The 25,795-nt window shown below is 55.4% G+C and carries 23 protein-coding genes; 14 read left to right on the top strand and 9 right to left on the bottom strand.

Going from position 1 to position 25,795, the window contains the following annotated elements; all coding sequences use genetic code 11:
* Window positions 1–317: 317 nt before the first annotated feature.
* A complete protein-coding gene (locus RBB44_RS13785; protein WP_209174873.1) occupies window positions 318–773 on the bottom strand; it encodes a methylated-DNA--[protein]-cysteine S-methyltransferase in 456 nt (151 codons plus the stop codon).
* Window positions 774–884: 111 nt separating this feature from the next.
* On the opposite strand from RBB44_RS13785, the gene RBB44_RS13780 reads away from it, so the two are divergent.
* The 4 genes from RBB44_RS13780 to RBB44_RS13765 all read left to right on the top strand — a co-directional run bounded on the left by RBB44_RS13780 (window position 885) and on the right by RBB44_RS13765 (window position 4,293).
* On the top strand, window positions 885–1,793 hold the full coding sequence (locus RBB44_RS13780) for a DMT family transporter (protein ID WP_306147860.1): 909 nt from the start codon (window positions 885–887) through the stop codon (window positions 1,791–1,793).
* A gap of 164 nt (window positions 1,794–1,957) precedes the next feature.
* Window positions 1,958–2,548, top strand: a complete 591-nt coding sequence (locus RBB44_RS13775) for a L,D-transpeptidase (protein WP_306147884.1) — start codon at window positions 1,958–1,960, stop codon at window positions 2,546–2,548.
* Window positions 2,545–3,117, top strand: coding sequence for an OmpA family protein (locus tag RBB44_RS13770; protein ID WP_306147859.1), 573 nt, complete (start codon window positions 2,545–2,547; stop codon window positions 3,115–3,117). Before RBB44_RS13775 ends, RBB44_RS13770 begins: the two co-directional genes overlap by 4 nt.
* Before the next feature lie 84 nt (window positions 3,118–3,201).
* Complete coding sequence (locus tag RBB44_RS13765; RefSeq protein ID WP_306147858.1) at window positions 3,202–4,293, top strand: LacI family DNA-binding transcriptional regulator; 1,092 nt, start codon at window positions 3,202–3,204, stop codon at window positions 4,291–4,293.
* A 60-nt stretch (window positions 4,294–4,353) separates the two neighbouring features.
* On the opposite strand, the gene RBB44_RS13760 is transcribed toward RBB44_RS13765, so the two are convergent.
* The 4 genes from RBB44_RS13760 to RBB44_RS13745 form a co-directional block, all read right to left on the bottom strand.
* Window positions 4,354–5,991: a BCCT family transporter gene (locus tag RBB44_RS13760; RefSeq protein ID WP_306147857.1), complete on the bottom strand. Its 1,638-nt coding sequence runs from the start codon at window positions 5,989–5,991 to the stop codon at window positions 4,354–4,356.
* A gap of 30 nt (window positions 5,992–6,021) precedes the next feature.
* Complete coding sequence (locus RBB44_RS13755) at window positions 6,022–6,435, bottom strand: universal stress protein (protein WP_306147856.1); 414 nt, start codon at window positions 6,433–6,435, stop codon at window positions 6,022–6,024.
* Between the two features lie 216 nt (window positions 6,436–6,651).
* Complete coding sequence (locus tag RBB44_RS13750; protein WP_306147855.1) at window positions 6,652–8,820, bottom strand: diguanylate cyclase; 2,169 nt, start codon at window positions 8,818–8,820, stop codon at window positions 6,652–6,654.
* Between the two features lie 149 nt (window positions 8,821–8,969).
* Complete coding sequence (locus RBB44_RS13745; RefSeq protein WP_306147854.1) at window positions 8,970–10,145, bottom strand: pyridoxal phosphate-dependent aminotransferase; 1,176 nt, start codon at window positions 10,143–10,145, stop codon at window positions 8,970–8,972.
* A gap of 233 nt (window positions 10,146–10,378) precedes the next feature.
* Between RBB44_RS13745 and RBB44_RS13740 the strand changes: the two genes are divergently transcribed.
* From RBB44_RS13740 to RBB44_RS13720, 5 genes are all read left to right on the top strand, one after another.
* Window positions 10,379–11,431, top strand: coding sequence for a GTP-binding protein (locus RBB44_RS13740; RefSeq protein WP_306147853.1), 1,053 nt, complete (start codon window positions 10,379–10,381; stop codon window positions 11,429–11,431).
* A gap of 9 nt (window positions 11,432–11,440) precedes the next feature.
* Window positions 11,441–12,421 carry a WD40 repeat domain-containing protein gene (locus RBB44_RS13735; protein ID WP_306147852.1) on the top strand — a complete coding sequence of 327 codons (981 nt, stop codon included), beginning with the start codon at window positions 11,441–11,443 and terminating at the stop codon, window positions 12,419–12,421.
* Window positions 12,422–12,483: 62 nt separating this feature from the next.
* The gene (locus RBB44_RS13730; RefSeq protein ID WP_306147851.1) at window positions 12,484–12,978 is read left to right on the top strand and encodes a DUF2937 family protein; all 495 of its coding nucleotides are present in this window, start codon (window positions 12,484–12,486) and stop codon (window positions 12,976–12,978) included.
* 45 nt (window positions 12,979–13,023) lie between these two features.
* A complete protein-coding gene (locus tag RBB44_RS13725; protein WP_306147850.1) occupies window positions 13,024–13,938 on the top strand; it encodes a LysR family transcriptional regulator in 915 nt (304 codons plus the stop codon).
* A gap of 100 nt (window positions 13,939–14,038) precedes the next feature.
* Window positions 14,039–14,578, top strand: coding sequence for a TetR/AcrR family transcriptional regulator (locus RBB44_RS13720; protein WP_133951281.1), 540 nt, complete (start codon window positions 14,039–14,041; stop codon window positions 14,576–14,578).
* Window positions 14,579–14,643: 65 nt separating this feature from the next.
* On the opposite strand, the gene RBB44_RS13715 is transcribed toward RBB44_RS13720, so the two are convergent.
* Window positions 14,644–15,717, bottom strand: coding sequence for a Glu/Leu/Phe/Val dehydrogenase dimerization domain-containing protein (locus RBB44_RS13715; protein WP_306147849.1), 1,074 nt, complete (start codon window positions 15,715–15,717; stop codon window positions 14,644–14,646).
* A 246-nt stretch (window positions 15,718–15,963) separates the two neighbouring features.
* Between RBB44_RS13715 and RBB44_RS13710 the strand changes: the two genes are divergently transcribed.
* On the top strand, window positions 15,964–17,889 hold the full coding sequence (locus tag RBB44_RS13710) for a DUF1007 family protein (RefSeq protein ID WP_306147848.1): 1,926 nt from the start codon (window positions 15,964–15,966) through the stop codon (window positions 17,887–17,889).
* A gap of 41 nt (window positions 17,890–17,930) precedes the next feature.
* On the opposite strand, the gene RBB44_RS13705 is transcribed toward RBB44_RS13710, so the two are convergent.
* The 3 genes from RBB44_RS13705 to RBB44_RS13695 form a co-directional block, all read right to left on the bottom strand.
* On the bottom strand, window positions 17,931–18,689 hold the full coding sequence (locus RBB44_RS13705; RefSeq protein WP_306147847.1) for a gamma-glutamyl-gamma-aminobutyrate hydrolase family protein: 759 nt from the start codon (window positions 18,687–18,689) through the stop codon (window positions 17,931–17,933).
* Between the two features lie 68 nt (window positions 18,690–18,757).
* Window positions 18,758–19,426: a response regulator transcription factor gene (locus RBB44_RS13700; RefSeq protein WP_040452569.1), complete on the bottom strand. Its 669-nt coding sequence runs from the start codon at window positions 19,424–19,426 to the stop codon at window positions 18,758–18,760.
* Between the two features lie 7 nt (window positions 19,427–19,433).
* Complete coding sequence (locus RBB44_RS13695; RefSeq protein ID WP_306147846.1) at window positions 19,434–20,795, bottom strand: cache domain-containing protein; 1,362 nt, start codon at window positions 20,793–20,795, stop codon at window positions 19,434–19,436.
* Window positions 20,796–20,984: 189 nt separating this feature from the next.
* Here RBB44_RS13695 and RBB44_RS13690 point away from each other — a divergent pair, with 189 nt between their 5' ends.
* The 4 genes from RBB44_RS13690 (at window position 20,985) to RBB44_RS25535 (ending at window position 25,748) form a co-directional block, all read left to right on the top strand.
* Window positions 20,985–22,085: a TRAP transporter substrate-binding protein gene (locus RBB44_RS13690; protein WP_055672577.1), complete on the top strand. Its 1,101-nt coding sequence runs from the start codon at window positions 20,985–20,987 to the stop codon at window positions 22,083–22,085.
* Window positions 22,086–22,164: 79 nt separating this feature from the next.
* Window positions 22,165–23,199, top strand: a complete 1,035-nt coding sequence (locus RBB44_RS13685) for a TRAP transporter small permease subunit (protein ID WP_133951289.1) — start codon at window positions 22,165–22,167, stop codon at window positions 23,197–23,199.
* Window positions 23,200–23,220: 21 nt separating this feature from the next.
* Complete coding sequence (locus RBB44_RS13680; RefSeq protein ID WP_371932633.1) at window positions 23,221–25,485, top strand: TRAP transporter large permease subunit; 2,265 nt, start codon at window positions 23,221–23,223, stop codon at window positions 25,483–25,485.
* 17 nt (window positions 25,486–25,502) lie between these two features.
* Window positions 25,503–25,748 (top strand): hypothetical protein, encoded by a 246-nt coding sequence (locus tag RBB44_RS25535; protein ID WP_371932632.1) that lies wholly within the window; start codon window positions 25,503–25,505, stop codon window positions 25,746–25,748.
* Window positions 25,749–25,795: the final 47 nt, after the last annotated feature.

Genomic DNA, 25,795 nt, shown 5'->3' with positions numbered 1-25,795 from the left:
TTCTTGTAGCCGACCCACGTCAAAATCGAACGATCTAAATTTCAAGGAGAAAGAGAGGGCGGTTATGTCCGGCCATACAATCGACAATGAACGAGGCGCTAAACGGGCTGAGGAACTGCGCAAACGGTTCAATAAGGTCTCGACGGCTTCTCTTGGGCGCAGCGGACCGCGAAATCCATTCAATATGAATATTGGGCGGCGCTCAGATACTTCCCGGTATAATTCTCAGAACAAAGCCTTGGCATTGTGGCTTGTCCTTGCACTTCTGGTTATGTCCGCGACGCTCTTTCTTTAACGCGTAAGCCTCAGAATGCGGGCTAAATCAAAAAAGGAAAGCCGCCCTCGAGTTTGAGAAGCGCAATTTTTGTCTCAGTGCCGCCAGAACCGGAATAACCGCCGAGCCCGTTGGCAGACAAAATCCTGTGACATGGGATGATGACCGGGATCGGGTTGGCGCCGCAGGCTTGACCGATCGGTTGCCCATAAGTGTCCAGGTCACGGGCCAGGTCGCCATATGTTCGTGTCTCGCCGTACGGGATCTCCAGCATGGCCTTGAATACGGCCTGATGCAGATCACCGCCTTTGGGGCTCAGAGGCAAATCGAAGTTTTTCAAGTCTCCCTCCAAATAGGCTGACAACTGCCGGATAGTTTCTCGCAGAAGCGGCGTTTCCGCTTGGCTTGGCTCACCATTCCATTGTAGGTCGGTGATGGCGCCATCGGTTTCTGTCACGGTGAGGCAGCCCAGCCATGTTTCAATTCCTGCAACTGGCATCTTGTATCCTTGTGGCCCTGCACCTGTTTCCCTAAGCCGAGGCAGGGCCGTTATCTGCGTTTTTGGTTCTCTTCAACACCAACTGCAGCATTTTAAAAAGGTCAACTGGCGATGTCTGCAGTCTCGGGTCAAGGACAAAATGATGGCGGCGGTGCCAATACCACGGCTCCAATTGCCGGGATCGGGCTGATTATTCTTGCTTGCCTTTGTTTCTCCGTTCTGGATGCGACCGCAAAGTACCTGTCCGCAAGTCTGCCAACGCTTCAAATTGTTTGGGTGCGGTTTGTCAGCCATGTGGTTCTCGCCCTGGTTCTGTTTCAGGTTTGGAAGTCACCGCAGTATTTGCGTACAGACCACTGGGGGCTCCAAATCGTGCGTGCCTTCTGTTTGTTAGGGACGACGATCTTTAATTTCTTGGCGGTTCGCTATCTGCAGCTTTCCGAAACGATGTCGATCATGTTCGCAGCGCCGTTTGTCATTACCGCTCTCGCCGGACCGTTTCTTGGGGAGTGGGCCGGAGTCCGGCGTTGGGCTGCCATTGTTGTCGGGTTCATTGGTGTACTCGTGGTGACTCGGCCGGGGCTTGGAGGGCTCCATTGGGCCGTCGTCTATTCACTGGCCGCTATGACCTTCTATGCCGTTTATGCGCTCCTTACCCGGAAATTGGCTGCGACCGACAGCTCCGCCGGAATGCTGATCATTTCAGGTGTCGTTGCAGCGGTTGCCATGGCACCTGTGGGCATTTCTGTGTGGCAAGCGCCAAATGGGCTTTGGGAGTGGACCTTGCTGGTTGCGACTGGGGCACTTGGCGGCGGAGGTCACTTTCTCTTCATTCTGGCACACCGTATGGCCCCAGCTCCGGTCCTTGCACCTTTGATTTATGTTCAGATCGTTTGGATGATTGTTCTTGGCTATCTGATTTTTGACGATGTTCCGACCGTGACGACGATCCTGGGAGCATCGATTGTTGTCGCTTCCGGGCTTTACATCCTCTACCGGGAACAAGTGAAGGCATCCTAAGCCGGAATTCCGGTGCCTCCCCTGTTGACCCTGCGCTGGAGTTGACGGCTTAATAATCCCAGATGTGAATTGTCAGGTCTCAATTGGCTGGATTGCCTGGGAGGATCGGGATGGAATTTGATCGCCGGACGCTGCTGAAGGGTGCAACGGTTGTTGCCGGAAGTATGGCATTGCCCACAGCTGCGCGCGCAAGTGCTGCAGCCAATGCCTATTTTACCGGATACCAGGATGACAACGGGTATCGGTATCGCCGGACCAACTTCAAGAAGATTGATCCGGTCTGGCACCGTCAGATGGTCAAGTACTTCAGTCCGGAGCCTCCTGGCACGGTGGTGATCGATACCAACAACCATTTCCTTTATTGGGTCTGGGAAAACAATACTGCGCTCCGTTACGGAGTGGGAGTTGGCCGGGAAGGCTTCAAATGGTACGGGCGGGCCCGCATTGATCGGAAGGCCTTATGGCCGCGCTGGGTGCCGCCCCCCGAAATGCTGAAACGCCAGCCTGAATTGCCGCGCAAAGTGGAAGGCGGGGCGGCGAACAACCCGCTTGGGCCGCGGGCACTTTATCTCTACCGCGATGGCGTTGACCTTGGATACCGTTTGCACAGCACCTTGGAGCCTTGGAGTATCGGTCATGATGTGTCGAGTGGCTGTATCCGGATGTTCCCGGAAGATGTGATCGATCTCTACCAGCGCTGTCCGAAGGGCACAGGTGTACTGGTGCTGGAGCACCTTGGGGCAAATGCCGGTTGAACCCGGTCATAAATGAAAAACAATTGGGGGCGTTTTTGTCTATTCGATTTGGCCGTACGACAGGCGGCATCTGTTTGGCTGTCGTTTTTGGCCTGGGGCTTGCCAGCTGCAATACGGCGTCAAACCTTGCTTCACCGAACGTAACGAATGCTCCGGCGGCCGGTTTTGCCGAAATCCGTCCAGGATCTGAAGAAGAGTTCATCATCAATGTGGGCAGAAGGATCTATTTCGACAGAGGATCGGCGACGATCTCTGATGAAGCGAAAATGACTCTGGATAATCAGGCAAAATGGTTGAAGCAGAACAAATCCTGGTTGGTGAAAGTACAGGGCCATGCTGATGATCCGGGCAGTGAAGCGACCCAAAAAACATTGTCGACACAAAGAGCAACAGCGGTTTACAACGCGCTTGTTGCACGGGGTGTCGATGCCAAACGCATGTGGACCAAGGGTTATGGCGTGGAGCGTCCTGTAACCGATTGCGATGCGGTGACCTGTCAGTCGCAAAACCGCCGCGTCGTTGTGAATTTGAGAGAAGAATTCGACGCTTCCGCTCCCCAAAGTAACTGATCAGAGGATTGTTACGCGGTATCGTTCCAGCTGGCGCAGTGTTCCAAACTGCCGCCCGCTGCAACCGAACTTTGAGTGTACGGCATGCCCGACAGTGAAAATAACAAGTCCCGCACACCGGAAGGGACGCAAAAACCCGGAAAACGTCTGACGCTGGGTCATATTGCCGACCAACTTGGGATCTCGACAGCGACAGTCTCTTTGGCCTTGCGGGACAGTCCGCTGGTTGCCGAAGAAACCCGGGCAAAGGTCAAGCAGACAGCTGAAGAGATCGGCTATATCTACAACCGGTCAGCCGCTTCTCTGCGCACCTCGAGAAGTCAAATTGTCGGGGTGGCGGTCCATGACATCTTGAACCCGTTCTTTGCCGAAGTGTTCTCAGCGCTCGAGGATGTTCTGGAGGAGCAGGGGCAGATGATCTTCATCTGCAATCACAGGGACGATGTTAAGCGGCAAAAGGCGTTCGTGAATACCCTGCTCCAGCACCGTGCCGACGGTCTTATCTTGTGTCCCTCGGTTGGAACCTCTGCTGAGGAGATAAACCGCCTTGTCGACCAGGGCATCCCTGTCACTTTGGTCGCGCGTGAGGTGCCCGGGGTCTGGGCGCCGTGTGTGCGCGGCGACGATGAAGCCGGCATGTACCAAATTACAAAGCACCTCATTGATCAGGGGCACAGTCAGATCGCCATGCTGGGTGGCCGCCGGGACAGTTCCACCGGCAGATACCGGCATACAGGGTGGCGGCAGGCCATGCTGGATGCTGGATTAGATCCGGATGCGCAAGTTGATATGCCGGAGCTGATGACCCAAGCAGACGGGCGCTCGGCTGCACCGGCGATCCTGGGAGCCGCTGAACGGCCGACAGCGGCTGTCTGTTTCAATGATTTGGTCGCCTTTGGCATGATGACCACCTTGCGGCGGGCCGGCGTCGAACCTGGGCCGGAAATGGCCATCACCGGGTATGACGACATTGACGGCGCCGATGCCCGCACACCGGCCCTAACGACCGTTGGTGCGCAACCGGACAAGATCGGGCGGCTGGCAGCATTGACACTGCTCCGGCAAATCGCGGGTGATCGTGTTCCGAACACACCGATCGTCATCGAACCCCAACTGCGGGTTCGCGAAAGCTCGCCGCCGCCGGGAGTGCGGTTGGCGCCGCAGCTCCCGGACTAAACAACGTCAACAAAAATGGGCGGCCTAGCCGCCCATGTCTTAGTCCAGATGGCGATTCGCCTAACGCGGTTCATCTTTCAATCCCTTGAAGATCGCATAACACGCGAGCAACAAGACGATTGTGAAGGGAAAGCCCGTAGAGACCGCCATGGCCTGCAAGGCCCCGAGGCCGCCGCCGAGCAAGAGCGCAATCGCTACCAAGCCTTCAAACGTGCACCAGAAGACCCGTTGAGAAACAGGCGCATCCACCTTGCCACCGGCAGTGATCGTATCAATGACCAGGGATCCGGAGTCCGACGAGGTCACGAAGAAGACAATGACCAAGATGATGGCAATGAACGACGTGATGGATGCGAACGGCAGATCCGCAAGCATTCCGAACAAGGAAAGCTCGGGGCTGTAAGATGCGATCACATATTCTCGAACCTGACTTCCCGAATCCGTCAGTACTTGCTCGATCGCGGTGCCGCCGAAGGCAGTCATCCAAAGAACCGACACGATTGACGGAATGATCAGAACGCAGATTACGAACTCGCGCACTGTGCGGCCGCGGCTGACCCGGGCGATAAACATGCCGACAAACGGCGACCAAGAAATCCACCACGCCCAATAAAACGCAGTCCAGCCCTGCCGGAAACCGTCATCTTCCCGGCCGAAGGGCATGGAAAGCGGCACGACCTCGCGGGCATAAGCGCCAAGGTTCGCAAAGAAATCGCTGACAAGCGTCATGGTTGGGCCGGCAATGATGACGAACAGCAGCAGCAAAGCCGCAATCATCATATTGATCTCTGACAGCACCTTCACGCCGCCGTCGAGGCCGCGCATCACCGACACAAGAGCGACAACCGTGATGCCGATGATGAGAACGACCTGTGCCGTATCGCTCACAGGAATGCCGAAGACAAACTCCAGTCCGGCATTGGCTTGCTGAGCGCCAAAACCGAGGGATGTCGCAAGGCCAAAGAGTGTTGCGAAAACTGCGAGAATATCGATGACGTGTCCCGGCCAGCCCCAAGTCTTCTCTCCAAAAATCGGGTAGAAGACGGAACGCATCGTCAACGGCAGGCCCTTGTTATAGGAAAATAACGCTAGAGAAAGCGCAACGACTGCGTAGATTGCCCAGGGATGCAGGCCCCAATGGTAGATGGTGGCGGCCATGCCCATGGCCTTGGCCGCGGCAACATTCTCCTCAATAAGGTTGCCATCCGCATCAAACGGTGAGGGCACACCGAGCGGCGATGAAAACGCCATGTGATAGACAGGTTCGAGCACGCCGAAGAACATCAGACCGATGCCCATGCCTGCTGCGAACAACATCGCGAACCAGCCGAAGTAGGTATAGTCGGGTTCTGCGTCTTTGCCCCCAATGCGGACACTGCCCAAAGGGGTCACAATCAAGAGCAGGCAGACCAATACGAAAACATTTCCAGACAGGATGAAGAACCAGTCCAGGTTGGACGTCAGCCAATTTCGCAGGGCGTCAAAGACCGGTCCAACTTCCGTCTGGAGAGCGAGCGTCAGAAAGACAAACGCGACGATTGTCAGGCCGGACACCAGGAAAACAGGATTGTGGATGTCCAAATTAAATGGTCCAACCTGTGTTTCGATATTGTCTTGGCCGATCTCATAGTCGGTATCGATCATGTTGGCAGCGCCGTCGGGATCCGGGATGCCCTGATTGCTTGTATCGTCGCTCATGGAGCGTTCCTTTTAACATGAGAGGCGGGTCTAGCGGACAAGGAAGACCGAAACGCCCGCGTGGGACGCAATTCGGCCGCCGTTGGACGGCCAGAAGCGATCGAACAGGTGCGGCACGTGCGTTGCCATAACCACCAGATCCGCGCCGGTTTCGTCGATCGCCTTTAAGAGAGCGTTTTCCAGATCAATCGACGGGTCATGCGAAAAAAACGCTTGTCCGGTCGCATCAATCCCATGCTGCCTGCCTTGTGCGTCGGCAAACTCCGCCATCTTCGATTTGAGTTCATCCGGGTTGTGTGCGAGCGCAGACGGGGCTGCCGTTGATACTGCGGCGAAGACAACCGGAATGTTTTCAGACTTGGCGATTGCTGCCGTAGCCGAGATCGCCTTCTCAAGAGCATCAGGGTGTCTGAGGTCAATTGGAACGAGTATTTTTTTGAACAAGCGAACCTCCCATGGTTGCGTTCACCAAGACGTTGTCGTCGAGGTAAACCGTAATGGCGCGGTCGCGTTCCAAATTTTTCTGTGATGGGCTTGGTTTATGCTCACGTACTCATGCGCCAAACACCACGGTAGGGTCTCACCGTGATGTTCGACTGTCAAATGTACGGCATGCTCCGGCTAACCTGCGACACCCTGTCGCAAAGTCGGATGTCGTTCCTAAACTGCAGCGTCCGGCTCCAGGGCGGGCGTGAACTCGACGCAGCGGTTCCTGCCAGTTTCTTTTGCGGTGTAAAGGGCCGTATCGGCGCGCTGCATGAGCGTGGAAAACTCGACATCTTCACGCGCGATGGATGCAAGCCCCATGCTGCAGGTGATCGTCTGGTCGACATTGTCGAATTGGCACTCTTCGACGATTTTCTCGCGAAGCCGCTGTGACACCAGCATGGCATCTTCCATGGTGGTGTTGTGCAGGATCATGCAGAACTCTTCGCCGCCGACGCGTCCAAATACGTCAACCGCGCGCAGAGCGCCGCCGATAATACCGGTAAACTTCTTCAGCACTTCATCGCCGACAGCGTGGCCGCATCGGTCGTTGATACGCTTGAAGTTATCGATGTCGATCATGACAGCCGTGAAGGGGCGTTGTGTCCGACGGTAGCGAGCGACTTCCGTGTTAGCGGCTTCGAGGAAAGCCCGCCTGTTCATGATGCCGGTCAGGTCGTCGATACTTGCGATCCGCTCGAGGTTGATCTTGGCTTGCATCAGAGCCTTGTGGGCACGGTCGCGGGCGATCTCATGACCCACCCAATCCGCAAACTGCCGAACGATTTGAACATCAGCTTCTGTAAACGGACGTTTCCTTACTTCTTCGGACGTGAAGTTGATCGTCCCGTGGATTTCCCCATCGACCAGGAGAGGAGCACCGATGTAGGTTTCCAGGCCGAAAACCCGGTAGCACGGATGTTTTGCGAACTCAGACTTTGAGGCCTCTGCCGTTGCGATCGGGCCGTCGGCATCCAGAGTCAGGGTGCAATAGGTGTCTTCGAGCGGGAAGGATGTGCCTGGTTCGATGACACATCCCGGGCTGTGCGCATGGCTGATGGAATAGCGATCATCTATGACGTGACTGATGATCCCGCATGGCAGGTCGAGATGCTCACATCCGAGCCGAAGGATCTCTGCAATCTTATCTTCGTATGTAAGTTCGTTGGTTGACGTAATCGCATAAAGCTCTGCGAGTGTGCGCTCTGTCTTTTTCTTGTCCGTGATGTCGACAATCATGACCACGAGCCCTGAGACGTCGCCCACCTCGTCAAACCTTGGTGTTGCCTCAAACTGGCATTCGCGGGAAATGCCGTCCGGGAAGTGGAAAGAGATGTCTGCGGCAGACTTCTCGCCGGCATAGGCTTTTTGAAACACCTGGCGAACCTGCTCGCGCTCTTTCCACGGAAGGCGTTCGCGAAGACGGGTTCCCAGGAGTTCTTCCTGCGTGCCATTGAACCATTCGCAGCCGATCTTGTTGATGAAGACGCACCGGCCTTCAAGATCAACCTCAGTAATGGAACAGGAAACGTTATCGGCAATCAGAGAGAGGTTCCGGTAAGCGGATTCGGCCTCAGCTTTGGCCGTTTTCATCTCCGTGATATCTGCCCGGATACCTGCTCTCCGGCCGCTCCGGGTTTTGGTCTCTGAAATCCGAAGCCACCGGCCATCCGCCAGAGATTGTTCAATCACCTTGCCGTCGGCAGCTTCATGATGACTAAGGCGTTCCTGGAGCCATTCCTCTTTCGTTAGGCCTTTGGTGTCGTACTGATCTCTATCAAGACCGTATTTCAGGATGGCCTTAAAGGAGTTGCCCGGCTGGATGGCGGGCGCTGAAGGCGCGTAGATTTCGCGGTATGTGTTGTTGCAGACAACCAGCTTGTCATCCGTGTCGTAGATTGCAAAGCCTTCTGAAATTGCATCCAGAGCATCGTCCAGTGTTTCCGCGATGTTTTTGACCCGTTTTTCCAACGCGATCCGCTCAGATTGGTCGCGTGAGATGAACAGGATGCCAGTCAGTTCGTGATCAGCGTCGAAGAGCGGTGCGCTCACGACCTCGAGGGGGACAATACTTCCGTCCCCCGTTTTGATATCGAAGGCATAGGACTTGCGATGCCGCTGGTCAGTCGGCGTGTCGTAGATCTCGCCAAGATTTTCGAAATGCTTTTTGTCTGCGAAAAAGCGCTCGGTCGTCGTGCCAATTAGGTCCTGACGATCCACCTTGAGCAAGTCTTCCATCGCCTTGTTGACGAAGATGATCGTGCGGTCGGGTTGCGTGACCAGAACACACTCATTGAGCTCTCCAAAGGATTGCTCCAGATCCAAGGCAATATTTGTCGCCATCTCTCGTTTCCCACCATCGCGCTTTTTTCAGCTTGAGCGGCATTGAACGGCCTAAAGGTTTAATAAAACAATACGTAGCGTAATTCGAATTTTCTTAAGGTAAATTATGTCTTATTCAGAAGTATCTTAAGATGGGTGTGGATAAAGACTTATGATTTTTGACCGGATAGGAAAATTTCTATCCTGTTAAGCGCTCTCTGGATGTTTTCGGATGAGTTTGCATAGCTGAGGCGGATGTAACCTTCTCCGAGTACACCGAAGTCCGGGCCTCCGATTACGGCAACGCCGGCTTCTTCAAGGAGTGCAGACGCCAGCTTTTTAGCCGGCCAACCAGTCTGCTTGATGTTTGGATAGGCATAGAACGCACCGAGCGGTGTTTTGCACGAAATCCCTTCTATTGCATTCAGACCCTCGACGACGATCTTCCGGCGCTGATTGAACTCCCGAACCATCGCATGAACGGCGTCTTGCGGACCGGTCAGCGCGGCAAGTGCAGCATATTGGGCAGGGGCGTTGACGCAGGACCAGGCGTTGACCGCAAGCTTGCGTGCTTTGTCGATCAGCTGATCCGGCCACAAGGAAAACCCGAGCCGCCATCCGGTCATGGCATAGGTTTTGGACCATCCGTCCAGTAAAATCAGGCGGTCGCGGATTTCCGGAAACGACAGCAACGACACGTGCTCCATGCCGTCATAAGTTATCTGAGAATAGATTTCGTCAGAAAGAACGGCTGCCTCGGGGAAGGCAGCCAGACCTTTGACCAGTGTTTCGATTTCCGTTCTCGGCGTCACACCGCCGGTTGGATTCGCTGGTGAATTGAGGATCAGAAGACGGGTCTTTTCCGTCATTAGTGACAGCGTTTCTTCAGCGGAAAACCCGAAATTGTTTTCTTCGCGAATAGGCACCGGAACCGGGCGTGCGCCCGTGAACTCAATCATTGACCGATAAATTGGAAAACCGGGGTCCGGATAAAGAATATCCACGCCGGGTTCGCCAAACATAAGTATCGCCATGAACATGGTGACCTTGCCGCCTGGCACTATGACGACATTGTCCGGATTGCTGTCGACGTTGTGACGCTTGTAAAGATCGGCTGATACCGCTTCGCGCAACGGCGCAATGCCGGTTGCCGGTGTGTAGCCATGGTGGCCGTCCTTAAGGGCCTTGATGGCCGCTTCGACGATGTGGTCCGGCGTTTGAAAATCCGGCTGGCCAATTCCCAGATTGATGATGTCATGCCCTTCGCCTGCCAGCTGCGTGGCGCGCGCAAGAACGGCGAATGCATTTTCCTCACCGATCCGATCAAACCCAGAAATCGTTTTCATGACGTCTTCGTTCCACGTTGCAAAGCTGACTGGACTCCAGTGATAACACGCTGCGAAACGCCTGAAAGGTCGCTTGTGCTGAAAGCAGTTCGGGGTCCGGCAGTTCGCGTATTGACTTTCAACGGCTGCAAAAATCGCGATCTGCTCTCCCAATTCGGCAAGGATATGATTATATGGCGGCTAACCGGGGCTCAGATGAGCCCGCCTTTTTCAATTTTCCAGGAAGATACGCAATGCCTGCGACCCAGGAGACCCCGGCTCAGATTCCGGTCACCGTTTTGACAGGATATCTGGGGGCCGGGAAAACCACCTTGCTTAATCGGATCCTGACCGAAAACCACGGTCAGCGGTACGCCGTTATCGTCAATGAGTTCGGAGAAGTCGGCATCGACAACGACCTGTTGGTCGAGTCGGATGAAGAAATTTTCGAAATGAATAACGGCTGCATTTGTTGCACGGTTCGTGGGGACCTGATCCGGACGGTACAAAATCTGATGAAGCGCAAGGGCGCCTTTGACGCCATAATCGTGGAGACCACTGGCGTCGCCGATCCTGCGCCCGTCGCGCAGACGTTCTTTATGGACGATGATGTGCGGGCAGCAGCCAAGTTGGACGCGGTCGTGGCGGTCGTGGATGCACGCCATGTACTGCAACGTTTGGAAGACACTCAGGAGGCTGAAGATCAGGTTGCCTTTGCAGACGTTATCCTGATCAACAAGACCGACTTGGTATCTGCTGACGAATTGAGCGCTGTTGAAGCCCGTATCCGGTCGATCAACCCATATGCGGTTCTTCATCATAGCGAACGATGCGGTGTCGACATCGCGAAGGTGCTTGATCGCGGGGCCTTCGATCTTGATCGGATCCTGTCGCTCGATCCCCATTTCCTGGAACACGGTCATCACGCCCACGAATGCAGCCCGGACTGTGATCATGACCACGACCATCATCATCATGACCACAGCCATGATCATGGTCACGAAGAGACGCATTCCGTCAAAAGCATTTCACTGACCGCGGGTGATCTTGACCCTGAAATGTTCTTCCCTTGGATCAATCAGGTGACCCAGATCCAGGGACCGAACATTCTCCGAATGAAGGGGATCCTCGCGTTCAAGGATGACCCACAGCGTTATGTCATCCAGGGCGTTCACATGATCGTCGAGGGAGATCATCAGCGGGACTGGAAGAACGACGAACCGCGCGAAAGCCGGCTGGTCTTTATCGGCCGGGATCTGAACTGGGATGTCCTGAAAGCAAACTTCAAGGCTTGTGCCGCGGAATAGGAGCGCAGGGTGCCGATTGTTGCTCCTATGGACGTGGACGGCTTCGTTGTCCGAGCCGGATTTTTGGGTGATGCTGCGTATGTCGCGACCGGTGAGGGCGCCATACACTTCGTTGAAGTAGGCGAAACTCACCTGGCGCCGCACAAGAACGGCCTTTTGGCCGCGGAGCCATCGTTTGATGGCACATCTCTGATCACTTCGGGCGATGATGGTGCGATTTATGCCTCGTCGCCGGATGGATCGAGCGAACTTCTGGCAGAACGTCCCCGCAAGTGGATTGATCTGATTGCCTGCGGGCCCAACGGCGCTGTTGCCTTTGCAAGCGGCCGGACAGCGTGGGTTCGCTTGTCGGATGGCCGGGAAAAGGAGTTTGTCCACGATCGGGCCGTAGGAGGTATTGCGTTTGCGCCCAAGGGCCTGCGGTTGGCCGTCTCGCGGTATGATGGTGCCACATTGTGGTGGGCAGGCACCGAAGGCAAGCCGGTCAACCTGACCTGGAAAGGTGCCCATCTTGGAACAAGTTTTTCACCCGACGGCAAATACCTCGTTACGGCAATGCAGGAAAACGCGCTGCATGGCTGGCGCTTGTCTGACAGTCAAGACATGCGCATGACGGGATATCCGGCAAAAGTTAAGTCTTTCAGCTGGTCGGTCAAAGGCAAGTATCTTGCAACCTCCGGAGCCAATGCCGCGATCGTTTGGCCGTTTTTTGGAAAAACCGGTCCGATGGGCCAATCCCCATTGCAGCTTGGGACACGGAGCGACGTCTTGGTTACGGCGGTTGCCTGCCATCCAAAGGAAGAGGTCGTCGCGCTGGGCTATCAGGACGGCATGGTCATGATGAGCCGGTTCGAAGATAACGCGGAAATCTTGTTGCGGCGTCCTGGAGGCCATTCAATCACCAGCCTTGGCTGGGATAACGCAGGGCTTCGGCTCGCTTTCGGCAGCGAAAAGAACGAAGCAGGCATTATCTCTCTTCAGGACGGGTAGATCTTTGTGATCTGATTGTCTTGGCTGTGAATAAGTTTGCATCATTTCATGGAGTGGCGCGGATGCTGCGGATTTTCACAGTTTTGACGATGCTAGCCAGTGGCACACTGACATCACAGCTTCCGGAGTTCGCGCAACAATACCGGCAACGCCTGGGCGGTGCGATTGATGCATTGGAACAGGTGATGGCAGACTTCCGGCAGGATGCGGCGGATTATGGTCTCACTGTTCCAGAGGCGATTGACCGGCAAAAGGCATCAGCAGATCCGTTCATTCAGGCGCGGGGCGCAAGTATTGAGCGGGCGAGCCAGCGTCTTGTTCATCTGAAAGATCAAAGATCCGGTTTTGAAACAGCCAGTCCGTTTGAGCGGATCTTCATTCTCGTTCAGAGCCCGGACCGCGAATTGGCGCAAGCGACCGCGGACGATTATGCGCCCGCTATTCCGGTCACCCCGGTCGGTCTGGCGAGCGCTGGGGCTGGCGCTGCGGGTGGTTTCATTCTCATTTGGTGCTTGTCGGGACTTGTCCGCTTGACGCGCCGTCGCGCCCCCGCTTGAACTGTGGTGATGTGAACACCTCAGATTCGGTGGAGGCTTTGCCCTATGGACGCGCTGACGCGGATGCGTTGTTTTATTCAGGTCGTGGATTCCAAGGGGTTTTCCGCCGCTGCCAGAGACATGGGGCGGTCCAAGGCGCTCGTCTCCAAATACGTTAGCGAGTTGGAAGATGAACTGGGGGTCCGGTTGCTAAACCGGACAACCCGCCAGGTTTCCATGACCGAAGTTGGAGAGTCTTACTACAAGGAAGCCTCTGAAATCCTCCAGCGCATTGATGACCTCCAGGCATCAGTTCAGTCATCCCATCAGGAGATCCGCGGGCGGCTGCGTGTGTCGGCGCCGCGGTCTATGGGGGACAAGCTCTTAAATGCGGCCATGATGGAGTTTCTCGCGCAGCATCCTGATGTCGTTCTTGATCTCAGGCTTGAAGACCGGTTCGTGGACCTTGTGGAGGAGGGGTTCGACATCGCGGTGCGGGTGACGCAGCTCGAAGACTCAAGTCTGATTGCAAGAAAAATAGCGCCCTTTCGGACAGTGATTTGTGCCAGTCCGTACCTGCTGGCTAAAGTCGGTGTTCCAAATACACCGGCTGATCTTGCCGATCGTCCCTGCATCATCGATACCAATTACCGGTACAAGCAAAACTGGGCGTTTGGCAGCCAAGGCGAACGCCAGATGGTCACTGTAAAAGGGCCGGTTGAGGTTAACAGCGCCGAGGCGGTCTGTGAGGCCGCGCTTCAGGGGCTTGGCTTCATACGGATGCCACTGTTTTTCGTCTCAGAGTACATTAATGAAGGTCGTCTCAAGATTGTGCTGGCGGAACATGAAGAGCCAATGCGCGGAATATATGCCGTTTACCCGCATCGGCGCCATTTGACAGTAAAGGTCCGGGCGTTGGTAGATTTCCTTGTCAGCTGGTATGCGGCTCGATCAAGGGCGGAAGTGCGCACGGAGGCTTAGCGCGAGGAATTTGAGTGACTTAGGGTAAATAAGACCCTGCACGGCGAAAATAAGCGTAATTTTTTCTTGATTAAAAAAAATACAGGCTCACAATCTGAACATGAGTGACTCCAAGGACGATATTGCCGCGGGCCTGGAACAGGTTTTCTGGAGCCGTGGTTTCGCGGAACCAAGCGTTCCCGTCTTGCGCGCCGGCGTTGGTGTCAGCATGCGGACCCTCTACCGGTATTTTCCCTCTCGTGAGGCGATGATTTTGGGCGCTTTGGAGTTCCGGCATCAACGGTACATGCGGTACGTCACAGATGGTGTTGAAGAGCCTGGTTTGAGTGCTGCCGAGCAGTTGTTTGACAAACTGGGTGGCTGGATGCGGATGACGGAGGGCAAAGAGTGTTTCTTCCGGCAAGCTCTTGCAGCAAACCCTGACAGTACAGACATCGCTGAGACCGTGAACCGGCATAAATCGGAGCTGCTGACGTTTTTTGGAAATCTCAGTGGTCAGATGCAGTTCGCTTCAACGCTCTATCTTCTCCACGAGGGTGTAACCGCTTCTTACGCGGAGCTGGGCGAGCAGGCTGTAGAAGATGCCAAACGTCTGGTGCGTCAAATGTTCAAGAGCGCGAACGAGAGCAAATACTCTTAAAGACGGCAGTTTGTCTAAGAAACGGCGGGACTAAACCCGCCATTCCAAGATTAGTCTTAGGAGACTTAGATCGGACGTGCGGCTGAGAGGCGTTCTTCGGCCATTCTGTCAGCAATCTGTTCCGGTGCCGCATTCTCGCGGACTGCCCGGTCGTAGATCCGGGTCAGCGTATCGCCGATTGCGATTGTTTTTTCACGGACTTCCAAGTCGTTGCCGCCTGGCTTTGCCAGAGCGATCGAGATAACGCCGCCTGCGTTGATCGCGTAGTCCGGTGCATAGAGAATGCCTCGGTTTTTGAGAGCCACGCCATCAGCCGGTGTCTGCAGTTGGTTATTCGCAGCACCCGCCACGATCCGCGCCTTGATTTCCGGAATGGTGCGGGCGTTGAGGCCTGCGCCTAGAGCGCACGGTGCAAACACATCTGCTTCCACCTTGTGCGCGTCCGCCGGATCAACTTTCTTTGCACCAAAGGCTTCGACAGCCTTCTCAACGGCCGGCTTGTGAAGATCGGAAACGATAAGGTTGGCGCCGGCTTCATGAAGTTGACGGGCGACATCGAAGCCGACATGCCCAAGACCTTGAACCGAGACTGTCCGACCGGACAAGGACGGATCACCGAAGACATGCGCAACGGAAGCTTTAATGCCCTCAAAGACACCCAGCGCGGTGTAGGGTGAGGGGTCTCCCAGTCCTGTTGCCTGGGTGCCGCGCACGTGGTCCGTGTGGCGCGCAACCGCCTCCATATCTTCTGGTGAGACGCCGACGTCTTCCGCTGTGATGTAAGTGCCGGACAACCGCTCCACATGCCGTCCAAAGGCTTCCATCAAAGCTTCTGACTTATCCTTGCGCGGATCAGCGATGATGACCGCCTTACCGCCGCCAAGTTCAAGGCCTGCGAGTGAGTTCTTGTAAGTCATACCTCGGGACAACCGGAGCGCATCGTTCAAAGCTTCGGACGGCGTGGCGTAAGGCCAGACGCGGCAGCCACCGAGAGCGGGGCCAAGCCGGGTGTCATGGACGGCGATGATCGCTTTCAGACCGGTATTCGCATCTTGAACGATCACGATGTTTTCGTGGTCTTCCATTTCCGGATGGTCAAAGACAGCGGTGTGATGGACAGTGGTATGGATGGCGTTCATGGTTGGCTCAATTCAAAATGATTTTTGTTGAGTATATTTTATTCAGCCATTCTGAAATTTGCTGCTTTTCTTACTCAATTGAATGCTAATAGGTGAAGGTTCTTTCCTGTATCTCAGAACTATTGTGAAAAATTTTTCATTTCGTTTTTGCGGCTGCGAACAGTTTGGGTCATCTTGTTGCCGCCTTCTGGGACAACAACCCGATTGCGCTATATTAAGGTTCAGGGATTCGAGCAGGAGCAACAAGTGCGTCAGCAAATCGTTCGCGCGTGGAACTTGATGAACGCCAGGGCAGTCTTGCTCCTTGCGGTATTTGGTTTTGCGATGTTTGGCGCGACCGGCGCTCAGGCGCACCCGCACGTCTTCGTGGAGGCGCGCTCTTCCCTTGTGTTCGATGAAACCGGTGATGCTGTCGCCGTCCGGCATATCTTCCGCTTCGATGACGCGTTTTCAGCCTTTGCGATTCAGGGCTTCGATACCAATCAGGACGGCATCTATTCTCGGGAAGAGCTTGCCGAACTGGCTGACGTCAATGTCGAGAGTATGGCTGATTTCGGCTATTTCACGTTTGGCGACAACACGCGCATCGAATTGGATTTCGCAACGCCGACCGACTACTGGCTTGAGGTGAAGACTGTCGCACTCGAAGACTACTGGGTCATGAAGCCAGAGGACTTTGAGGCGATCGCCGAAGATATTCAGATGAACGGCGGCACAATGCCGGAGGATGTAAAGCTCCTTGAGCTGCATTTCACGTTGCCGCTCAAAGATCCAAGTGATGCGTCTGCACCAATCACGCTTGATGTCTATGACCCGACTTATTACGTCGATTTCCGGTTTGGCCAAGAGGATAGCGCACTCGGAACAGTAAATGCGCCTGGTGCGTGTCAGATCACGCGCAAAGAACCGCCGCCGCTTGATGATGCGACGGCCTATGCTCTTGCTCAAATCGGTCCGGATCAAAGAGACCTGCCGCCCGAGCTGCAGTCTGCAGCCGCGACACAAGTCAACCAGATGATTGTCACCTGTGGGGCTGCTGCTCAAGTAGCCGCCACTCTCAACGCTTCAGAGCTTTCAGAACAACAATCATCAGCAGGAAATGCTTCGCCCGAGACTGCGGCAGCGGCAATTGAAAGTGCAATCGCGCAAGGCCCGGGTACAGAGCCGATGTCCCGGGCTTCAGATGTGCTGCAAAACACGCAGCAGACGATCACGATAGAGCCGGGTTTGATGGACCAGATTTTCGGATCGATTGCCCAGATGCAGAAGGACTTTTATCAAAAGCTGGTCGCGAGCTTGAGGTCTTTCCGGACCAATCCGAATGCGTTTTGGCTGCTCGTCGGCCTTTCCTTCGCCTATGGAATATTCCACGCGGCAGGTCCGGGGCATGGGAAGGCGATCATCACGTCTTATGTCGTCGCCAACAACGAAACCTTGAAGAAAGGTATTATACTTTCCTTCGCCTCCGCGTTTGCTCAAGCAGTCACCGCGATCGTCCTGGTGGGCGGGCTTGCCGTTGTGTTCAATCTCACGAGTATCGCTATTCAGGATACGGCGCGCTGGTTCGAGATCGGGTCTTATGTGCTGATTACAGCTCTGGGCGCCTGGCTCTTGTGGCAAAAGGCGGGAAAACCCGTTCTGGCAAGCATGGTGAACCGTCAGGCCCACGAGGGGCTTGCTTTTGCCGGTGCCCACGCTGGGGGGCATCATGGCCACGATCATCATCACCACCACCACCACAGTCATTACCACCATCATCATGACCATAACCATCATATTGGCCCGGATGGTGTGTGCTCCAGTTGTGGGCATGCCCACGCACCGACACCGGATATGCTTCAGGGCAAGATCACGCTGTCCAAGGCCGTGTCCATCATTTTGGCAGTAGGCTTGCGGCCCTGCACCGGTGCGCTTGTCGTGCTGGTCTTTGCTTTGTCGCAGGGCATGATCGCTGCCGGGATTGCCTCAACGCTTGCGATGGCCGTCGGTACAGGGATTACCGTTGCGCTTCTGGCAGGGCTTGCCGTCTCGGCCAAGGATCTGGCCGTCCGCCTCTTCGGCGAAGGCAGCCCCATGGCGGTAAGAGTGCACCGTACAATCGAGATCCTGGGCGCTGCAGTTGTATTTTTGCTCGGGATTACACTTTTGATCGCCGCTGTCGGCTGGGGATAGGGACTGATTTGTTCCGAAAGAAAGAGATTTTGGGTTGGCGCTTAGAGTGCCAGCCTTTTTTGCCTGTAAGTGCGTACGGCGTCTCCAAAAGCTGAAAACAATTTCTTGGAGGGCCCGTCGGTCATCACCCAATACTCTGGGTGCCATTGGGTGGCCATCACATAGCCAGGCGCATCCTTAATGGTCATGGCTTCGATCGTGCCGTCTTCCGCTTTGGCTTCGATCACAAGCCCTTTGCCGAGTTCCCCGACCGCTTGCCGGTGGAGGGAGTTCACCTCAAACGGTTCCTCGCCCAGGACGGTTTCCAACGGGCCGCCTGTGTTGATCTCGACGGTATGAGCGATACGGAAACGTTCGTCCTGACTGTCTGATGTCGGCGGCCGGTGGTCCTTACGCCCTTCAATCTCCTGAACCTCGGTCAATAGTGTCCCGCCAAAGGCTACATTCATTTCTTGCATACCGCGGCAAATCGCGAACACCGGAACGCCGCGTTCCACAGCCCTCTTGATTAGCGGCAATGTGGTCGCGTCGCGGTCCGGATCATAAGGCCCGTTGGCTTCTGTCGGTTCTTGTCCATAGAGCTGCGGATTTACATTCGACCGCGATCCAGTCACCAGAACTCCATCTACGTTGTCCAGAGCCGCGTCGATATCCAGGTCCGCTCCAAGAGCCGGCAGGATCATGGGTATGGCGTCTGCGCCTTTGAGAACCGCCTGCAAATAGGTGGAGATGGTCGCATGCCAGTTGAAGCCATCGATGGATTTGACATCGGCGGTCACGAGAACCAGCGGTTTGGACATGGTCTTGCCTTATCAGATTGTCTGGACAGAACGTTACGAGATCAGAAGAGAGTGATACTGCCTGCCGATCAATCGAGCAATCCAAGATCCTGTGCAACCTTGTAGAGCTGCGCTGCGTTCTTGTTGCCGACCTTCTCCCGCAAGTTCAGACGATGGGACTCAACCGTCCGCACACTGATCCCGAGGCTCTTGGCAACTTCCTTGTTGGGCAGGCCTTTGGCAATTGCTGTGAGCACCTGGCGCTCGCGGTCAGTCAATCCATAAGGGTCCTCAATCGGAGCGGAGGTTGCGGTCCCAACTAGTGTCGGCCCCACCGCAGAGGAGAAATAGTATCCGCCGGACGCCACACTCGAGATCGCAGTGATCATTTCAGGGGCTGAAATATCCTTCAGGATGTAACCGCGGGCACCGGCTTGAACAACGCCGCGCACATATTCAGAGTTGTCATAGATCGACAGGATCAGCACCGCGATTTCCGGGAAGGATTTGCGAACTTCCGCAGCGGCTTCAAGGCCGTTCATGACCGGCATCGAGACATCCATCAAGAGGACATCCGGCCGGAGTTCATGCGCGAGTTTGACCGCTTCCCGGCCATTCGTTGCTTCGCCCACAACTTCGATTTCCGGAACCTTGTTCAACCGGGCCCTTATCCCGTCGCGGACAAGGGCATGATCATCGGCCAGCAAAACCCGTATCGGTTTGGTCATTGGCTCAAGATTAGGTGAGTGAACTGTCATGTTGATATCATGCAGCCATTGCAGTGGCGTTGTCGAGAGGCATTTCAACGTCGATCTGTGTCCCGCCGAACTTGCCGCGGCTCATGGATAATTTGCCGCCGTATGTTTCGATACGCTCGCGCATGTTCCGGAAACCCAGACCGCCAGTTTTTGGAAGCGGATAAGGCAGTCCAATCCCATCGTCTTCAACCCGCAGCTTGAGCGTGCGCGCGCCGACGGTCAGGGAGATGTTTACTTCCCCGGCTTCAGCGTGACGGGCCACATTTGTCATGCACTCCTGCACAACGCGATAAAGTGACGTTTTTGCGCCTTCTGACAAGCGGGCGTGGCATCGTTCTGCCTCGACGTTGACTGTGATGCCCGATTGGGCCTGGAATTCTTTGCCAAGGCTCCCGAGCGCTGCAGCCAGCCCCATGTCGTCCAGAACACTTGGCCGCAGGTCCCGTGAGATCCGGCGAACCTCGGTAATGGTTCCGTCGATGATGTTCAGGCATTTTGCAGCTTGGGCCTGAAGGTCCGCGTTTTGGTTGGCTTCGCTATGGATCAGCTCAAGGCCATACCGGACGGAAACCAACAGCTGCGATATACTGTCATGAAGTTCGGTGGAAACGCGTTTGCGTTCTTGTTCCTGAACTTCAAGGATCCGGTTGGTCAAGGCCTTCAAACGCGTGTCAGCAAAGCGCTGCTCAGAGAACCGTACGGCTGCGATCAAGGTGCCGACTATAACAATCGTGGCAAGCGTGATCAAAAATATCACAAACAGGGTTTGCCGGATGCTGCGGGCAAAATCGGCTCGTATGGCAGCAATTTCCTTCGCAATATCGTCGGTATAAAGACCTGTACCGAGCATCCAGCCCCATTTGTCCAGAAGAATGGCGTAGCCGAGCTTTTCTTCCACCGTTCCGGTCGACGGCTTGTGCCAGACATATTGATGAAAGCCGCCGCCTTGCTGCGCAGCCTTGATCAGATTCTGGATGACGAAATCGCCCGTCTTATCCTGCAAGTCCCACCAATTGTTACCGACGAGCTGCGGTAATTTGGGGTGCACAACGTTGGTGCCGTCCAGCGTGTAGACGAAAAAATAGCCGTCATAATCAAAGGTCAGATTCTTCAAGATCTCCTTGACCTCAGCTTGAGCAGCCTGCCTTCCGTCCGGTTCGTTTTCATAGATCTGTTCAATCGACGTGAGCGCAAGGCTCACGTAATTCCGGATTTCCTGGCGTTTTGCAGCAAGGATCCGGGTTTCGACGGAACGGGTCTCGGCATCTATGAGTGCGCTGGACTGATAATAGCTGACGCCACCGATCAGCAACGAAACAGCGATCAGTGGCAGGATCGTGATCAGCAGCAATTTTGTCTTAAACGTCACCCACTTGTTCCTCATATTGCGCGAACCGGCGCCCTAATAGCACTCTCTTGCGTGGAATTCAGTAGTACTACTGAAAAGATGCGCAGAACCACGAATAGCATCAGTGCCGCTTGGTCAACTAGACATACGGCGAGATCGGTGCAAGGGTGTATTCCGGTCCGATATCAGGTCCGTTTAGGGAGGAAACTAATGGATCGTCGTTCGTTTATCAAAAAAGCTGGTCTTGGTGCTGGTGGTATCGCTGCAGGTTCTGCTCTTGCGGCTCCGGCCATCGCGCAGGGCACCAAGGACATGGTCATCGTGTCAACCTGGCCGCGGGACTTCCCGGGTCTTGGTATTCCGGCTCAGCGCCTCGCAGCTCGCATTGCAGAGCTGACCGAAGGCCGCATCAACGTTCAGTACTTCGCCGCTGGCGAACGCGTTGGTGCTTTCGACTCCTTCGATGAAGTTGCTTCCGGCAACGCGCAAGCTTACATCGGCGCAGACTACTACTGGAAAGGTAAGCACCCGGGTTGGGCTGCATTTACTGCTGTTCCGTTCGGTCTCACCTACACTGAAATGGACGCCTGGATTAAGTTCGGCGGCGGTCAGGAACTGTGGGATGAGCTTGCAGGTGAATTCGGCCTGAAGAACTTCGCCATGGGTAACACAGGCGTTCAGATGGGCGGCTGGTTCAACAAGGAAATCGAGACAGCTGACGACCTTAAAGGTCTGAAGATGCGTATTCCTGGCCAGGGCGGTGACGTCATGGCGAAACTCGGTGCATCTCCGGTTTCTCTGCCGGGTGGCCAGATCTACGAAAACCTGGTTTCCGGTGCAATTGATGCGACTGAGTGGGTTGGTCCGTTCAACGACTACTTCATGAAGTTCTACGAAGCTGCGAAGTACTACTACTATCCGGGTATGCACGAGCCGGGCGCACAGCTGGCCATGGGCATCAACAAGGCATGGTGGGATACACTTGACGCGACCGATCAGGCGATCATCGCGGCAGCGTGTAACGAAGAAAACGCCCTGACCATGGCTGAGACAAACGCCAACAACGGTGTTTACCTCAACCGTCTGATCAACGAGCACGGCGTTGAGCTGCGTGAATTCAACGACGAAATCTATGATGCGTTCGGTGAAGCAGCTCAGGAAGTTCTTGAAGAGGCAATGGACCATTCTCCGATGGCCAAGAAGATCTTCGAAAGCTTCATCAATGCCCGCAAGGACATCGGCAGCTGGATGGCGATTTCCGACGTTGCATACAGCAACAAGCGGAACGCCGTTCTCGGTATTCCTTCATAAGGGATGCTCTTCTACGGATAGGGGCGGGAAACTTCCCGTCCCTTCTTTTTATTGACACGATAAAAAAGGCTCCGCCACGATGACTGCCTTGGACAGTGTTCAAGACGGATCTCCAGCCATGAATACAGGCACGGGACCAACACCAGAAAGCGCGCGTCTTTTCCGCCTATTCGGTTGGGGTGTACTGGCCATCATGGCCGCATATCTGTTGAACAATTACCTGACATACTGGCAAGATCTACCCGGCATTGCGCCCATCTATGGTGGTGCTGCAAACGGGTCGCTGCCGATCGTCTGGTCTTGGTTGCAAATGGCTGTTTATGCCGGTTTTCTGGCGGCCGTGTTCGTCTATGTGATGCGGAGTACAACACCGCTGCGCGTCGACAGCGCACGGATCAGCAACATCAACACTTTCATAATCCGGGCCGCATTTTTTGCGGTTTTGATCGTTGGATTGGTGGACAGTGCGATTTCCTTCCTGCGGATCGAAGAGTTGTTGCCGGGAATTGTTGGGCAGGATCTCGCAGATGAGCTTGGCAAGTCTCGGTTCCGCGGCGCCTACGTCCACATGCCGTTGATTGCCTTGTCGATCGTGATCGCCGCCTTTACAAGAACACTTGGCTTTACTTGGCTCGCACTGCTTGTGGTGGTGGCCGAGCTGGCCATCGTGATTGGCCGTTTTGTGTTTTCCTACGAGCAGGCCTTCCTCGCCGACTTGGTGCGCTTCTGGTATGCAGCACTCTTCCTGTTCGCGAGCGCCTATACGCTGCTTGAAGAAGGGCACGTTCGAGTGGATGTGTTTTACGCCGGTATGGCTCCGAAGACCAAAGGCTATGTCAACGCGATCGGGTCGGTTGTACTGGGCATGAGCCTTTGCACGACGATCCTTGTTCTCGGCATGGGCGGAAAACAGAACATCATCAACAGCCCGATCCTGGCCTACGAAGTGACACAGGCAGGATTTGGTCTTTACGTGAAATACCTCATGGCCGGTTTTCTGGGAGTGTTTGCCACCTCCATGATGATCCAATTCGTGGCCTATTTCCTGGACGCCATTGCCGACATTCGCGGCGAACCCGGCGGCCGGGATCACGAAAACCACCCTGTTAACTAGAGCCAGACGAGATCGTTTGATATGGAACTTTTCTTCCTTCTTCTTCTTGTCGTGATAATGGCGTTTGCGCTTGGCTGCGGTTTTCCGGTGGCATTCGCCCTTCCAGGCGCGGCAATCATCACAATCGGACTTGCGGCCGGTGCCGGCGCGCTCTTCGCCAGTGGGGCGGACGCGTTCTTCCACTCCGGCAGCGCCGCACAGTGGCTGAGTGCCGGTGTTACCAACTTCCGGGGCATCTACTGGGAAGCGGAACGAGATACGCTCATAGCGATTCCGCTTTTCGTGTTCATGGGCATCATGCTCCAGCGGTCCAAGATCGCTGAGGATCTTCTCGTGACCATGGCGCGGCTTTTCGGTCCGGTTCCGGGCGGTCTCGGCATTTCTGTTGTGTTCGTGGGCGCGCTGCTGGCGGCAACGACGGGCATCGTTGGTGCGACCGTTGTGGCGATGGGTCTGATCTCCTTGCCGGCAATGCTGCGGAACAATTATTCGGTGCCTCTGGCAACGGGTACGATCGCAGCTTCAGGTACGCTCGGACAGATCATCCCGCCGTCCATCGTTCTGATTATTTTGGCTGACCAGCTCGCAAGTGCGGTCGACCAGGCCGGGTCTATCCGGCAGGCGCTTTACAAGGACAACACTGGCGAACTTTCGATGCCGTCCGACTTCTCGGTCGTGTCGACCAGTGCCGGTGAGATGTTTCTTGGCGCGTTCTTGCCAGGCCTCGTCCTTGTTGGGCTGTACATGCTGTTTATCCTTGGCTTCGCGCTTCTGAAGCCAAGCGCTGCACCTGCAGTGCATGAGGAAGGCACGTTTACACGCCAGTTCGCTGTGAAGGTTTTCATTACTCTGGTTCCGCCGCTGGCCTTGATCTTCCTGGTTCTGGGTTCGATCATTGCGGGTATTGCAACGGTGAACCAGGCTGGCGCGATCGGTGCTGTCGGCGCCATGATCATGGCTGGGTACAGGCTGCGTGATGGTGAGAAGGGGGCATACACCCCTGCGATCATCGCGATCGTGGCGTTGCTGGCGATCGCTATTGTGATCAGCTTCATTGGTGCCGTGAACATCAAGTTGATCCAGACAAGCCAGGACCTTCTTGGACTTGTGTTGGCTCTGATTGCCGTCTCGTTGCTGCTGATTGCGATCTTCTGGTCCGGTTGGCGCACATTGAAGTTGGAAGACACCCTCCGTGGTGTGATGGTTGAAACCGCGAAAACAACGTCGCTGGTCTTTATCATCCTGCTTGGTGCGGCGATGCTGACATCCGCGTTCCGGGCCTTCGGTGGTGAAGACCTTGTGAAGGACTTCTTGCAGGGGCTGCCTGGCGGCTTCTGGGCGCAATTCCTCATCGTGATGCTGGTGATCTTCATCCTCGGCTTCTTTCTCGACTTCATCGAGATTGCAGTTGTGGTCGTGCCGATTGTTGCACCGATCCTGCTTGCTGACCCGTCTGCAAACGTCACGGCTGTGTGGCTTGGTGTGATGATCGGTCTGAACATCCAGACCTCCTTCCTGACACCACCATTTGGCTTTGCTCTGTTCTACTTGCGCGGGGTTGCACCGGCGATCGTGAAGACGGTCGATATGTACAAGGGTGTGATCGCGTTCATTGCACTGCAGCTCGTTGCGCTCGCGATTGTCGGGTTTAATCCGCAGCTCGTGAACTATCTTCCGAACCGCTCGACTCTGTTGTCGGAGACCGCACCGCCGCCGAAGAACCCGCGTCTTCAATACTGCATGGAAAAAATCGTTCATGAGGACTTCCAGCAGAATGGCGATGGCATTCTGTCTACAATCCAGTCGACGGCAAACGTAGACATGAGCTACCTGCCGGAGGATCTGCGTGAAGACCTGGCCGAAGGCTTTGAAAAAGCGCAGAACGCACTTCCGTTGATGCAGGAGATCAAGGACGCAGAGGCGGCGGTAGCGGCAGCTGCGGGCGACTACCGTCCAATCCACGGCCTGGTACGGGCTCTGGAGCGGGATGCTCGCCGAATCGACGAGACGATCGAAGAGCTTAAAGTGGTCGTCAGCCGGTCTGGTCCGGAAGGCATCTATACGGTGGAGCAAGGCGAACGGGCTCAGGCACGGATCGACGCTCTTCAGGCCGAGCATGATGCGCTTCTGGCTCAGATCCCTGAGGAATGGAACGACACATATGCGACCTTCTCGCAGATCCAGAAAGCGGAAAATACGGCACGTCTTACGTACCGCCGCAATGCGGATCAAGCCTACGAGCCAGTGCTCGAGCTGAAGGCACAGGCGATATTCGCGATGGTCTGACGGAAGCCCGTAAGATCATGCGGAGCCGGACACCCAACGCGGAGGAGGCGATTGCGGAGATCGACAAGTCGATTGCTGCAGTCCAAGCTGATCTTGCCTGGCGCCAACGTGCGGCATCGGAGCTGTTGCCGCAACTGGAGGCGTATGACGCCGCGGTTGGCAACAACATCGGTCTGCGCCAACAGGACCGATTGCCGGACGCAATGGCTCTGGAAGTCGCCGGATGTCTCTCCGATCACAGAGACATTTCGCTCAGCTTCTAAGTTAAAAAGAGACGAAAAAAGCGGGGAGAGAAATCTCACCGCTTTTT

Origin of the sequence: Roseibium sp. MMSF_3247 (genome assembly GCF_030733765.1) — a bacterium.
GTDB lineage: Bacteria > Pseudomonadota > Alphaproteobacteria > Rhizobiales > Stappiaceae > Roseibium.
Note: the sequence above shows the minus strand (reverse complement) of the source record. Positions and strands in the feature narration are given on the sequence as shown.